Genomic DNA, 13,572 nt, shown 5'->3' with positions numbered 1-13,572 from the left:
AAATCCGGTCGCAAAAAAGCGACCGGATGAACTGATTAGCGAACAGATAGTGCATATTGTCCTGTTTGATTGAAAACGGACGTGAACTGTGAACGGCTAACGCTGTACTTGCCACGGTATGGATCCGAGACGTAAAACGCGCCGCTTGAAACACCTGTTACGAGCATGACGTGATAGTTGCGATAGCCCGTGAATTTCTTACCATCAGGTTTAGTCCAAGAGAAGTAGCCGTATGGATTCTTGAAGTCAACGGTTGCCCAAACGATGACCGGATTCCCGCTACGAATTTCACTTTCAATCTTTGAAACACCTTGTTTTGAGATATCAACAGCACCACTGCGGTATTTTTTTGCGAGTGGTAAGATTCCTTTCGGATAGATGCCCCAGTTCTTATAATAATCGAGTGTGCCAGCTGGATTTCCTGTGAACATTTTTTCAGGATCTGCCCAGTAGTATTTTCCGTTCTTATATGTCGCATTTTTCATGCTCTTTGGCATCTGATTGTAAAGCGACGCAGCAGAAACCGCCTTTTTCTTGTATTCGAGTGCCATCTTCAACGAGACGAACTCACAACCCGACGGATAACCAAGTGAATATTGGTTATAATACGGGACATTCAACTTCTTCGTTGATGTTGATGGTTTTGACTTCGACACGTATTGCGTCGAGATATAACGATAGCTTCCCTTATAAAGAATCCGTGTCCAGCTACCTGACGTCCCATATGTCGCGACAGCAACACCTTTATTCAATTGCCCTACTACCTTATACTTCGTTCCTGCTCCCGTCCGGACGTTAAGCGTTCCGACTGTCGTATACTTCGTACCCGTTGACGTGTATTTCGACGAAGACGATTTGACATAATCTTTGTGTATGTAGCCAGTGCGGGATTTGTAGCTGATTTTATACCAGCTGCCAGATGTTCCTTTTGATGTGTAGACGTTGCCTTTGTAAATCTTTCCGAGTATTTTACTCGACGTCGATGGTTTTTCACGGACGCGTAGGACATCCGTCGTTACCGTCAATTTTGTCGCCGCTTCAGCAATCAACGAAGGACTGAGTACGCCAACGATGATAAGTGCAACCAAGAATGTAGAAATAAAACGTTTCATGATAGACCCCCTGTAAAGTAGTATGGTGAGACACTCCTCTTTTCCCAACTTTTTGAAAAAATAATCAACATTTCTTTAGAAAAATCTGAAAAATTAGGAATGCACGTAATGGTTATATCAAAAAAACTCGACTATGCCTACAGGCACAGTCGAGTTGTCATCTTTCTGAAATCAAAATAAAATTTAATTTTTAACCGTTAAGATATATGGTGACGGTTGCGCAAAAGCTTGTTCAAGCAGATGGGAAACGAACAACGTATCCTCTTCCTTGACCGGAAGTGGAGCATCTTCGACGATACTACGATAAAACGCGCGATACAGCTTGCCATAATCACCGACGGGACTTGGAATCCGGACATCTTGTAAGTGACCATGTTCGTCGTGATAGATTAGACGACCATAATCGTCTTCGGAATCCTCACCGAATCCTTCTTCCCCTGGGAAGTAGTTCGCTTTTAGATCAAGTTCTTGTCGGTCGACGTGTTGTTTGATGAATGTCCCGTTCGTCCCGTGCAGCATCCAGCGGGGTGCCGGAGCGAGTGCGACGTGACTCGTCCGGACGCTCACCTTCAGATCCTGGTAATAGAGATCGATTGCAAACGCATCGTCTGGATTATTCGGCAGTCGAACACTGCGCACGTCAAAAGCGACCTTATCCGGTTTTCCGAATAGGGCGATGATTTGGTCGAGCGTATGGACGCCAAGCCCGTAGAGCGCTCCATTCTCATGACGAGCGTCCGCTGATGCTGCTTCCGGTCGGAATAAGTCAAAATGCGAGACGACTTCAACGAGACGACCGAGTTTTCCAGAACGGATGATTTGGGCTACGACTTGGAAGTCGCTATCGTAACGCCGATTTTGATACGCGAGAATTTTAACGCCTTGCGTAGCTGCTTCCGCAAATAAACGTTGCGTCTCTTCTTCCGTCACGGTAAACGGTTTTTCGACGAGGACATGTTTTTGATGTTGCAACGCGCGTAACGCATACTCAAAATGAGTCGCCGGTGGTGTATTGATGACGACAACGTCAAGTTTTGGGTCAGCAAGCATCTCGGAGAGGTCCGTCGTAAAACGGGCGTCCGGCAGTCGATCCTGGTAGGATGCGAACAGCTCCGGTTTTTCCTTCCGATTGTAAATCCAGGTGACGTGATAGTTATCCTCAATCATCACGTACGGTAGATGGTAACGGGTCGTGCTTTTGCCAAAGCCGATGAAGCCGATATTCAGTCGCATCCGATCACTCCTTGAACCGTTCTTTTTCTATTACCATACCAAACGAAGCGATCGTTGTCTTGATTGAACCGCTTCAAGCAGTCGCTTCGATGCGTTCATACTCGTAAATCGAGAAGCCGTCACGTGTTCCTTGGTGAACGAATCCGAAGGACGCGTAATAGGCATTGAGAAACTCGTTCGTCGCGAGGCAGTCGAGTCGAAGGATTTCGCCTTCGTCCTCTGTTACAGTAATCGCGTGCTCCAGTAGTTTCCGTCCGACCCCACGTCCTTTTGCGCGGTCACTGACAACGATTCGATGAATATACAGACCTTCTACATCATCCCACAAGGATTGATCCCATTCGAGCGAAGGAAGCAGGGCAACGGAACCAAGCAGCTCGTTCTGATCCTCAAAGACATATAGGCGACCTGCTTCTAAATCTCGCGCGACGAGTTGCTTGATGTCTTGTTCAAGATAAGCAGACCACTGGCTACTGCCACTGGCTTTGAGTGAGAGCGCTTTTTGCTCAAGTAGGGTTGCGATGTTTCGAACGTCTTTTGATGTAGCTTGTCGTATCATGTTATTCCTCCTGTTACAAAAAAATTCTTCTCTATCCTAACGAATGTGACGCGAGAAGAAAACCTTTTTGCTTCAAGATTTCACGTTTGCACATTATTTTGTGATTTTTTTCATATTCTACAATTTTATTTCAATGTAACGTATCCTTGAGGAGTGATCTGACCCCCAGTCGTCACAACGGATAACGACCGGCTTCCCACGAGCCGGTCGTTTTTTTATTTAGGCGAGTTCGACCCAACGTCGTGATAGATTTCGAGCTTGTGCCCGGTACTCGTCATCCTCAACGATCGGATTGCTAAGACGGGGTGCGGAGTCGGCATAATAGCCGCCGTTATCAAGCGGTTCATCAGTTGTTGCCAGATACAGTGCCGTCTTTGCACCGTATTCCGGTGTATAAAGTTTTCCGGTCCAGTATCCGACTTGTGCGACTGGTTTGAGTAACGTCTTCATCACCTTGCCGTACTTGCCGCGGTAGAACAGGTCCGTATTGACGATCCCCGGGTGCACGCTGACGAATGTGATTCGATCACCATGTTTTTCAGCAAGTTCACGCATATGAATCATCTGCAAGAGTTTTGATTCCCGGTACGATCGCATCGGACTGTAATGTTCTTTTTTGACGTGAGCGATTGCTTCAAGCTCGACATCGGTCCGAATCAAGCCCCCTTCACCAGCAAGCGACGAAATCGAGATGACGCGGGGATCGTTCCCTTTTTCCAGTAACGGCAATAGGCGTTCGATTAAATAGAAGTGACTCAAATAATTGACTTGAAATTGTGATTCGAATCCATCCTTCGTGACGTGATACGGAGGCACCATGACGCCGGCGTTCAGAATTAACCGGTCGATCCGACCGACCATCTCGAATAGTCGGTCCGCGAATTGACGGACAGAATCAAGTTGATCCAGTTGCACGATTTCGACTTCTAGGTGCGTATGCGATACACCGTGTTCCCGCAATAGTTGGACGAGCGCCGTCGCTTTTTTCTGTGAGCGGACAGTAGCGATGACCCGATCTCCTCGCTCTAATAACTCTTGAATCGTGACCATCCCCATACCGGAGTTGGCACCTGTGACGATACAGATGTTCATCCCTTTTCCTCCTTGATGTTTCGTATTGAATACAATAGTTCTGTTTCTAGTTTTCCTTTTTCTATTCGTTTATACACCTCGTTTTGATGTTATTTTTCGAAATTTTCAAAAAGTAACGTATACTTAAAGGAGAGCATGTCATCAGGAAAGAGGTGGTCGGATGGAAGAAGGTACGATTTTATTTGTCGCAGGAACCTTATTACTGATTGCGATCATTACAACGAAGTTTGCCGTCCGATTGAACGTGCCGACATTGATCCTGTTCGTCGTCGTCGGGATCGTCGCTGGTTCTGACGTCACGGGCATCATCAACTTCGGTGATTTCGAGCAAGCCCGTCTCTTTGGGACGATGGCACTCGTCCTGATTCTGTTTGACGGTGGTTTGCATACGAAGTGGACACACTTTCGCAAAATCCTTCCTGCTGCTTTGTCGCTCGCGACCGTTGGCGTCCTCGCGACGACCGGCATCATTGCTGTCGTCGCACATGTTCTCCTCGATTTCTCTTGGCCTGTCTCCCTACTGATCGGAGCGCTCGTCGGCTCAACCGATGCGGCCGCTGTCTTTTCCCTGCTCAGCGGACGACCGGTCGATGCGAAAGTCAAACATACGCTCGAAGCGGAGTCTGGAACAAATGATCCGATGGCCGTCTTCCTGACGATTCTGTTTACGTCATTTGCGTTAGCGCCGGAATCGTTTTCTATCGGTGCTGGTATTCTTTCCTTCATCTACGAGATGGGTCTCGGAACAGTTGTTGGTCTAGCGATTGGATATGCTGTTACGCAGTTATTAAATCGAATCCAGTTGCCGTCGTCTGCCCTTTATCCGACACTCTTGTTTAGCGGTGCCCTCTTCTCGTATGGGCTCGCGACGATCTTACACGCCAGCGGATTTCTCGCTGTCTATCTGACCGGAATCTGGATTAATAACCACGATATGATTTACCGTGAGACGCTCAAGCGATTTAGTGGCAGTTTGTCGCATTTAGCGGAGATTGGCATGTTCATCATGCTTGGGTTGCTCGTCTTCCCAAAACAATTGCTTGATCCACGGACATTGTTCGTCTCGGCTGTCATCGTTCTGACGCTGATTTTGCTCGCTCGTCCACTAGCCGTTGTGTTATCTCTACTACCGTTCCGTTATACGTTCAAAGAACAGAGTGTCATCACGGCAGCCGGTCTACGGGGAGCTGTACCGATCATCCTCGCAACGTATCCGCTCTCCAGTGGTCTCGCAGAAGCACCGCTTCTTTTCAATATCGTCTTCTTTACGGTCATGACGTCTGCTCTTTTGCAAGGAACAGCCTTACCGTGGATCGTTCGTCGGATGGGGCTTGAGACTCTACCCGACACGACGGTCGAACCATTCCTGAAATTCATGACCGTGACCCATCCCCAAGCGGAAATCATCGAAGTCCAGGTTTCAGCCAAAAGTGTGATTGCCGGGAAGACACTGCAAGATATCGAGATGCCGCAAGATGTACTTGTCGTCGCCATCATTCGCGAAGACGAAATCTTGACCCCGCGCGGACAGACGCGTGTCCTAGTAGACGATCAACTGTTAATTTTGACCCCAAAACAAGCGGATCAGGACGTTCGACGATTGATTCTGTCGCTTGGCCTATAGGTTGCGCTAAACACATCCTTGCAGAGGGTGTGTTTTTTTGATTTGGATTGGTATACTCAAAAAGGAAAATAAAGGAGGCACCTTGATGCTGAAACGATTATCTGCTGTCATCTTGACGACCATGCTTGTTTGTACCGTCCTGACGTACATCTCTTATACACCACTCGCGAAAAGGGAACCGAATACGATGTATGACTCACTCGGTTCAACATTTTTGGCATACGTCCTGTTTGCGTTGCCGATCATCCTGCTATCTGGCTTCTTACTCGATTTTATCATCGGCATGATCATCAATCGGTCATCGACGACACTCGCTTTTGTGCCGACGGTTCTTGGGTATGGTCTAGCAGGTGTCTTGATTGCTAGTATCCTACTTGCTTTTACAACGAAAGACTCATTTGACCTGCCGATGTCATTTGGAATAGCTGGACTGACAGCCATGCTCTATTACAGCTTGTCGGTCTTGTTCAATCGAATGGCGCGACCCACACATTAAAAATGACCCGTTACGTCTGCTTGATAGCGGACGTAACGGGTCATTTTATTCTGTTTCCGATCGCTCAATCGTGACGACGCCAGGCGGACGATGCGGAAACGTCAGCTTCAAGCCGGCAAAGCGGCAGACATCGTTTTCGTTCGGTGCTCGGTGCACCCAATTAATCGTCTCTTGCCGCGCTAAGGCGTGACGGATTCGATTATCGGCTTGCGTGCGTGAGATGCCACGGCAGTCGACCTGCGTGATATACGTCGCCTCATCCGACTCAATCTGTTGCCAAACCCCGAGGATCAGTTGACCAATCGGACTGACCGGTTGACCGTCCGGTTCACCGCTACTAATGGCATCGTCGAGCATCTCGATGACAGCGTCACAGGTCTCACCGGAGGCGAGCAAACGCGTCGAACCTTGTTGTAAGATTCGGTAACGGGTGACACCGTTCTCGAGCCACAACCGTTGCGCGAACGGATTGACCGGAACACCGTGGAAAAACGTCTGTGTCCCGCGCCAAGCAAAACCGAAAGACGGATCGTACACGCGGATCGTATTCATCGCCCGTTCATGGAACGCAGCAATCGTTTGTCGCTCCTTCTCAAGCAAGTGACGGATAGCTTGATCGTCTTCAAGAGGCGCCGTCAGTGGTGTCATCGTGAACAGTTCAGATTCCGGTAACCGGTGTGGCGCTAGAATCGTTCCGTCGAAACGGTAGTCGTTCGCCGGTCGTCCAGTGCGCCCGACAGATAAGCGCCATGTCCGTTCTTCCGGCATGAAGGCATAACTTTGGTGCGCAAAAGGTGGGGCGACGAATAGTCCTGGAAACGGATCAAACGTTTCGACCCGAAGGACGTCACCGTCATACCAACATTCTTCAATCAAACGAACGAGCCGTCCGACGGGTGCATTACGGTCTGTCAGGTAACGCCCGGTATTGGCATGAAATCCAAGTAGGAACTCGCGCTCTTCTTCTTGAAACGTCACCATCAAGAGTTGGAACAAAGAGGCAATCTGTTGCTCGACGAGTTGCGGCTCCTCCTGCGTCTCTGCTTCAAACGCGATCATCTTCCAACCGGATCGTTCATAGAGATGGATCGTCACCGGAAAAAATAGGAACGCACCGTGTGTCGCTTCGAGCTTAACCATGTCCTGCGATGCTAAGCGTTCCGTCAGTAGGGAGAACCCCATACGTTCGAAATGATCTTGTAGTCGTCGTTTCCAATGTGTGAACTCCACGCAACCATCCCCTCTCGCGAATTACGCGCCGCGTTTTCGTAACGGATTCTTCGACCAGTAGATATACAGACCAACGAGTCCCGCGATACCGATGATATAAGACGGCGTTCCGCTGACTTGAATCAAGACGTCAGGTGCCGGGAAAACCGTTACGAGCAGTGCCTTGTAGGTTGAGAATAAAATGAAGCTGATGACGAATTGAATCCATACCCTCGGCTTGACTTGCTTGAGTTTTGGTGCCGTGATGACTTGTGACATCGCGTCGATCAAGAACAAGGCGATGATCGAGAAGAATAAGTAATCGATCAAGGCAAACTGGAACAATCCATCGATCCCTTCGATGAAGATGAACATCAAAATCGATGAGACGTAGTTTCGCGTCCAGCGCTTTTGCGTCTCCATCCGGTGTCGTTGCGGTAACTCAGCGATCATTTGATCAAGTCGCGCTTCGACGGATACACCGTGTATTTCTTCAAACGGTCGTTGTTTGCGCTGGGCTTCGTAAATATCTGCCCGCAGGCGGTCTTCGATCTCCGTTCGGTCTGGTTCTGCGACGTTCAGATTCAATCGTGGTAAAACAGTTTCTAATAGACGAGTGTTGGCTTTCGTTAATTTCAATCGATTTCCCCCTTTTTCATGTTTAAGTATACTGGGTTTTTGGGAAAAATACGTAGTGGAAGTAAAAGATTGCTTGACGAAACGATGAAGAATGTTCAGAATTATTAAAATATAGTGTCGGAATTAGACAGAAAGGACGTGTCGGACTATGCGTCAAACTTTGACGAGCGCCGCCTTGATCACCTTGCTGACAAGCGCGGGCATCGCCTTCCCGTTGGCTGAAGCGAAGCCACCCGTTGACCAAGAACCGGTCGAACTCGATCAGCAACAGGAACAAACGCCTGAAACAGAATAACAACAACCCGCGCTCTTGATGAGACGCGGGTTGTTTCATGTATCACTGGGTTGAGTGACCGTCTCTTCAATCGTGACCGTCCACGTGACGACCGTCGTGCTGTCGCGAACGCCATGTGCTTCGATTGTTGCGAGCAGTTCAGCGACACCACCTGATTGTAAAGTTTCCTCCATCTGCTTTGGTTCAGCATACGGTGTCCCGGGGCACTCAAGCAGACCGTCCGTCGTCACGAACAATCGGTTCTCCCCTTGCCGCAACTCGCGGATGCCACGCGTATAACTCGGGACCGGTAAAGCAAATGTGTTGGCGCGTCCGATCCATTCATAGAACTGTCGCTGGTTCAAAGCGGCTTGTCCCATACCCATCAACTCTGGATGAAACAGATACAAGACGACGTCTCCGACAGATAACCACCAGATAAACCGTCCTTTTCGAACAGCGATCAAACATGCTGTCTCGCCTTGTAACGTTGTACAGGCTGCTAAAAAATCCGGGTCTTGAAACAAATCCAACACGGTCGTCTCGATTCGTCCGAATGCTTCAGCAAGTGGGGCATCTAAATCATCTCGGATCCGCGACTCATGTTGGGCGAACTGCTGTAAGACAAGTGCTGCACTATCTGCCGTTTTATGGGCGTCTAAAACGACGGTCATCTCCCAGTTGTCTCCGATCAGAATGGCAGCCCCGTCTTCGTTTTTATACTGACCGCTCCTTGCGCAACCACCGAATCGCCCGAGCGTCACCCGACCGAACTGATTGATCTGTTGTGTGTCGACGAATGGTTCATCGGAACCGACCCAGTAATGGGATATCTGTGTAGTGTGCATGACGACTTCTCCTCTATTTTACATATCCCGCAAGTACGGCTGCAGAAATAAGCGTAATCGTTTTTCGTAGTTGTCCGGATCAAGTGTATACGTCTCATCATGCCCGGCATGACGAACTGGGTACAATTGTTTGAGACCGGTCTTCGCTTGATACAGTTCATACATCATCCGGACCGGAACGAGTTCGTCCTTTAGTCCGTGGATAAACATCGTCGGAACACGACTTTTCGTTGCTTGGCGGGTCACGGAGACATCACCATAAAAGAAATCCTGTTCGCCCTTATTCCACATGCTCGCGACCGTTAGAGACGGAAGTGCTGGGTAACGGATCTGTTCATCGGCGAGTAGACTGAACCAGTCGTCAAGCCGAGCGTAAGCTCCTTCAGCGACGACGGCGCGAACTTGTGTCGGTAAAGTCTCACCAGTAGCGAGTAAGACAGTCGCACCGCCAACACCAAGTCCGTGATAGACGATCCGAGTATCATTCCCGTTTTCAGCAAGCAGTCGCTGCGTCCACTCTAAGACATCCAGTCGATCGAGCCATCCGTAATTCCGGACCCCACCGCTTCGTTCCTGTCCACGACGTTCAATCAAGAGAACGTTAAAATCAGCATCATGATAATAGCGAGCCAGTGCGTAGGCACCGGTCTGCGAAAATCCAATCTCGTCCGGTACGAGGAGGACCGTCTGTTTGCTATCGCTAGCAGCTAGATAACGACCGAAACGGACGAGTCCGTCTTTTGACCATTGTTGTGTTTCGCTCGTTTGTTTGAACCATGTTTCGTCTTGGCTCACTTGTTGCTCGCTCGTTGATTTTAAAATTGGAGAGGCATTCGACTGACCGATTAATGTTTTCTGAATTCGGTATCCATCATAGACGATATATAGTAGCAGACACGTGACGAGCAATACGATGCCGATTCCCCATTTGCGCATGCGATTCGCTTCCTTTCCGACAGTGAGTCTTTCCTTATTCGTCGTCGGTTTCAGCTTCCCCTGCTAACGACTTCGAAAGGAACGATTGTTTATACCACCGTTGTAAGGTGTCAATATCCGTTCGTTCGAAATAGAGGGCATTAAACGCCGTATTGCCTCGTAGTTGAATCTGAATTCGGGCAATCTCTTTTGCTTCGAGCCAGCGGGAGACAGACCAGGTTAATTCCTCAATCTTCAGTCGTGGCGTATACACCGTCTCTTTTTGTACCCATTGTTTGCGTAACATCAAGAGATCGTGTGCGGTTCCAAACCGTGTCTTTCGGTAGCCGCTCCGCACTGCCAAATAATAGAACGGTAACCAGATGAACAGTAGCAAGATCAAGAAGCGCCACGAGGAATCAAGGACAATGATCACGACACTGCTCAGTGCAGTAAACAGAAGCGCATAACCGAGCAACGGCCAACGGACCCGGTAACGGAAGCCGATCGGTGCGACCTCGTACTGAGGTCTGAATTGGCGAAAGCGCGGTAGGTATGTCGCAAGGAATCCATCGATCTCGTTCGTTCGGATGAATGGATGGAGCAACAGACGCTCCTTCTCCCCGGTCGCTGAGATGATGTGTAAGGATAGACTCGCTCGACCAATCAAACGCTGAATCCAGCTTTCTTGAATGACGAGGGCTTGAATCTTATCAGCGTGAAATGCGACTTCGGTCCGGTTCAACATCCCGTAGCCGATCAACAAGCGATTGTGTTGCAAGACAGCGCGGTATGAGCCGTATTTCAAAATATAGACGATGATCGAGCCGATGTAGATGACGAGGAGAACAAGAATGCCGAGCCCACTTAAAACGACTAATGACAAATGGGCGAGTTCCGAGAACAGTCGGTCGACATATCGTTCGATGAATTGGTCGATGAACTGATAAGCAGTACCGATCCCAACGAGTGCCAGTCCGACGCGTCCTGATAAGGCACCTGCCAAGGCTAAATCACGAACAGGAATCGTATAGGCGATTTCTTCAGATTCTTCCTTAGCGACGACGGATCCATCGTTTTTAATCGACGACTTCAGCTCCTTCGCAAAATCGAGCTGGATTCCTTTCAGCTCGACTTCCGGAGTTCCACTCTCGGACGACGTCTCGACCGTCAACGTCGCGAGACGCAGCAGTCGTTCGATGACGTTTTGCTGAATCCCGATTGACTCGATGCGTTTGCGTTGCGTCGTCCGTTCACTTTTTTGAAAAATGCCTTTGCGGACACGAATCGTCTCAGCATCAATCGTAAACGTATAAAAATACCAAGAAGCGACCCCGTAGAGGATGACGAACAAAATCCCAACACTGATGCCAATCCACGTGTAGGTATTGATCTCCCCTTTACGGATCGCATTTAAAATCAAGGCGGCAAACGGAATCAGGAGTGAACGGATGATCGAGATGCTCGACATCAAAATGAACAGCGGATGGACGCGCCGTGTCATAACGATTCCTCCTCCCGCTCCTCAAGTTTCGCGAATCGTTCGACTTGTGTTCGCAGTTCGTCCCCTTGGGCACGGTCAAGACGAGCTAACGTGACGAATCCGGATGCTGTCCGGACGTCGAGCGTGATCAAGTCGTAGCGCCGCAAGATCGGTCCCGATTGACTGTCAATCAGTTGCACCTTCACGAGTGGCACCGTCACTTCGCGGCGGAAAAAGATCCCGTTACGAACGATGAGAAATTCCTCATCGATTCGAAAACGCATATACTTCAAACGAAGAACGGGTATGTAGACGATACGGGGAATGAAGTAAATGAGCCAAAGCAAAGCAGCGATTCCCATCCACCAAGGCGTCAGCTCGAGCCACATGATTTGAGTGATCGTCGTACCAATCAAGATGATGGCAATCAATCCATGGAGCGGAATCAATCCGAGTCGTTCTGCCCGGATCGATCGTTCTGGCAACGTATGCCATTGTACAGTAGACATCAAAAACACTTCCTTTCGTTTCCATTTACGGTTAAAATCGTTGCTGGGTTTCATACAGCGGTTGACATTTTGTTCGATTTCATCGCATATATAGAAGTGAAGAACTGTAACACCAAGGAGGAACCATGTTAACTTTTGAAGAAAAACTACGAATTATCGAGACTTTCCCACAGCTCGTCCGAAAAGATGTCTCGCTGAAGCGCGTCAATTTCCAATTACCGGATAGTCAATATGAGAAGAAGAATCTCGTCTATCATTTGCATCCGAACGGTAATGGTTTTGTCTATGCAGCTGGTCTACCAGGATACGAAACGGATGAAAAAGGCTTCGTCAATATCCGTGAATTCTCAGAACCTGCTCTAATTCTCTTATTAGAAGATGCGATCAAAGAGCTCTCAACGGTCCAGTCCGTCGAAACACTTGAAGAAACATGGATCAACGATAACCACTTCGAATTGACGTTACTCAATGAAGATATCGATACGTGGCTCGTCTACGCAGGCGATCTCCTCGATGGTGCGTTCAACTCGTATAAGGAAGCAGCAAACTATCTTGAAGAAGAAGGCTTCCGCCGTAAATAAGACAATGAGCGATCCGGTTAATCCGGGTCGCTCATTTTCATGACGAGACGATTGAGTGCCGCTTTGACGACTTGTAAGTCTTCTTCGTCGACATCAAGTGTCCGGACGAGATCAAGCGGAACGCTCTCAGCTTGTTTTCGTAACGCGCGACCGGCATCCGTCAAAAAGATTTGGATATGACGTTCGTCTTCCGGTTTTCGAACCCGTCGTAGCAACTCAGCGGCTTCGAGTTTTTTTAGGAGTGGTGTCAATGTACCGGAATCGAGATGGAGCCGTTCACCGATTGCTTTAAGCGACTGCCCCTCTTCTTCCCAGACGACGAGCATGACGAGATATTGTGGGTACGTCAGACCGAGTGGCTCAAGTAACGGTCGGTATCGACGCGTGATCTCGCGCGAAATCGCATAAAACGGAAAACAGAGTTGTTCATCTAAGGCTAACGGGTTCATAAAAAATTCCTCCAATCGTGAGCAAACGAGTTGCAATTCGATTTAAATTGTATACAATCTAATTGTAAGCTACTTATTTGAATCTAACAACGAAAGGGAGTTACACACATGAAACCAATGTTCACATCATCTGCAACAGCTGTCGGAGGTCGCGACGGACGCGTCGTATCGGAGGACGGAATTCTTGACGTCGCTCTTGCAATGCCGGTACCAGGATCGAAAAAACAAGCGACGAACCCAGAGCAACTCTTTGCTGCAGGATACTCTGCATGTTTCGACTCTGCTTTAAACATGGTCGCTCGTAAACAAGGCATCAAACATGACGGTAGTGAAGTTACAGCGCACGTTACATTAAACGAAGCAGCTGACGGATTCATGCTTTCAGTCGAACTTGACGTTCTCGTCCGCGGAATCTCGGAAGAAGCGGCTGCTGAACTCGCGAAAGTCGCGCATACGGTCTGCCCTTACTCACGTGCGACTGCTGGAAACATCCAAGTCGATGTCTATACACGTACGACTGACGCAGAATAAGTGTAGCATTTCTAGCCA

Annotated in this window: 16 protein-coding genes; 5 read left to right on the top strand and 11 right to left on the bottom strand. The window is 48.8% G+C overall.

Annotated features, from left to right (window positions below):
• Positions 1-35 precede the first annotated feature (35 nt).
• The 4 genes from ADM98_RS09955 to ADM98_RS09940 form a co-directional block, all read right to left on the bottom strand.
• Positions 36-1,112 (bottom strand): C39 family peptidase, encoded by a 1,077-nt coding sequence (locus ADM98_RS09955; protein WP_053453360.1) that lies wholly within the window; start codon positions 1,110-1,112, stop codon positions 36-38.
• Positions 1,113-1,295: 183 nt separating this feature from the next.
• Positions 1,296-2,345, bottom strand: a complete 1,050-nt coding sequence (locus ADM98_RS09950) for an oxidoreductase (protein WP_053453359.1) — start codon at positions 2,343-2,345, stop codon at positions 1,296-1,298.
• A 73-nt stretch (positions 2,346-2,418) separates the two neighbouring features.
• Entirely contained in the window at positions 2,419-2,904 is a 486-nt protein-coding gene (locus ADM98_RS09945) for a GNAT family N-acetyltransferase (protein ID WP_053453358.1), read from the bottom strand.
• Between the two features lie 219 nt (positions 2,905-3,123).
• Entirely contained in the window at positions 3,124-3,996 is an 873-nt protein-coding gene (locus tag ADM98_RS09940; RefSeq protein WP_053453357.1) for an SDR family NAD(P)-dependent oxidoreductase, read from the bottom strand.
• A 160-nt stretch (positions 3,997-4,156) separates the two neighbouring features.
• Here ADM98_RS09940 and ADM98_RS09935 point away from each other — a divergent pair, with 160 nt between their 5' ends.
• Positions 4,157-5,620, top strand: a complete 1,464-nt coding sequence (locus ADM98_RS09935) for a potassium/proton antiporter (protein ID WP_053453356.1) — start codon at positions 4,157-4,159, stop codon at positions 5,618-5,620.
• A gap of 85 nt (positions 5,621-5,705) precedes the next feature.
• Positions 5,706-6,116, top strand: coding sequence for a hypothetical protein (locus tag ADM98_RS09930; protein ID WP_053453355.1), 411 nt, complete (start codon positions 5,706-5,708; stop codon positions 6,114-6,116).
• Between the two features lie 45 nt (positions 6,117-6,161).
• Here ADM98_RS09930 and ADM98_RS09925 read toward each other — a convergent pair whose 3' ends face one another.
• A complete protein-coding gene (locus tag ADM98_RS09925; RefSeq protein ID WP_053453354.1) occupies positions 6,162-7,346 on the bottom strand; it encodes a hypothetical protein in 1,185 nt (394 codons plus the stop codon).
• Between the two features lie 21 nt (positions 7,347-7,367).
• Complete coding sequence (locus tag ADM98_RS09920) at positions 7,368-7,964, bottom strand: DUF1129 family protein (RefSeq protein WP_053453353.1); 597 nt, start codon at positions 7,962-7,964, stop codon at positions 7,368-7,370.
• A gap of 148 nt (positions 7,965-8,112) precedes the next feature.
• Here ADM98_RS09920 and ADM98_RS17360 point away from each other — a divergent pair, with 148 nt between their 5' ends.
• Positions 8,113-8,259 (top strand): hypothetical protein, encoded by a 147-nt coding sequence (locus tag ADM98_RS17360; RefSeq protein ID WP_023468299.1) that lies wholly within the window; start codon positions 8,113-8,115, stop codon positions 8,257-8,259.
• Between the two features lie 35 nt (positions 8,260-8,294).
• Here the strand turns inward: ADM98_RS17360 and ADM98_RS09915 are convergent, their stop codons facing one another.
• Genes ADM98_RS09915 through ADM98_RS09900 form a run of 4 tightly spaced genes read right to left on the bottom strand, consistent with a single transcriptional unit; the run spans position 8,295 to position 11,993 of the window.
• Positions 8,295-9,086: a protein phosphatase 2C domain-containing protein gene (locus ADM98_RS09915; protein ID WP_053453352.1), complete on the bottom strand. Its 792-nt coding sequence runs from the start codon at positions 9,084-9,086 to the stop codon at positions 8,295-8,297.
• An 18-nt stretch (positions 9,087-9,104) separates the two neighbouring features.
• On the bottom strand, positions 9,105-10,022 hold the full coding sequence (locus ADM98_RS09910) for an alpha/beta hydrolase (protein ID WP_053453351.1): 918 nt from the start codon (positions 10,020-10,022) through the stop codon (positions 9,105-9,107).
• Between the two features lie 34 nt (positions 10,023-10,056).
• Positions 10,057-11,505, bottom strand: coding sequence for a PH domain-containing protein (locus ADM98_RS09905; RefSeq protein WP_053453350.1), 1,449 nt, complete (start codon positions 11,503-11,505; stop codon positions 10,057-10,059).
• Positions 11,502-11,993 (bottom strand): PH domain-containing protein, encoded by a 492-nt coding sequence (locus tag ADM98_RS09900; RefSeq protein ID WP_053453349.1) that lies wholly within the window; start codon positions 11,991-11,993, stop codon positions 11,502-11,504. The genes ADM98_RS09905 and ADM98_RS09900 overlap by 4 nt, the downstream gene beginning before the upstream one ends.
• Before the next feature lie 125 nt (positions 11,994-12,118).
• On the opposite strand from ADM98_RS09900, the gene ADM98_RS09895 reads away from it, so the two are divergent.
• Entirely contained in the window at positions 12,119-12,574 is a 456-nt protein-coding gene (locus ADM98_RS09895; RefSeq protein ID WP_053453348.1) for a hypothetical protein, read from the top strand.
• A gap of 17 nt (positions 12,575-12,591) precedes the next feature.
• Here the strand turns inward: ADM98_RS09895 and ADM98_RS09890 are convergent, their stop codons facing one another.
• Positions 12,592-13,023 carry a MarR family winged helix-turn-helix transcriptional regulator gene (locus ADM98_RS09890; protein ID WP_053453347.1) on the bottom strand — a complete coding sequence of 144 codons (432 nt, stop codon included), beginning with the start codon at positions 13,021-13,023 and terminating at the stop codon, positions 12,592-12,594.
• 108 nt (positions 13,024-13,131) lie between these two features.
• Between ADM98_RS09890 and ADM98_RS09885 the strand changes: the two genes are divergently transcribed.
• Complete coding sequence (locus ADM98_RS09885; RefSeq protein ID WP_023468292.1) at positions 13,132-13,554, top strand: organic hydroperoxide resistance protein; 423 nt, start codon at positions 13,132-13,134, stop codon at positions 13,552-13,554.
• Positions 13,555-13,572: the final 18 nt, after the last annotated feature.

This window comes from Exiguobacterium sp. BMC-KP (genome assembly GCF_001275385.1).
GTDB lineage: Bacteria > Bacillota > Bacilli > Exiguobacteriales > Exiguobacteriaceae > Exiguobacterium_A.
This window is presented reverse-complemented; position numbering and strand designations above follow the sequence as displayed.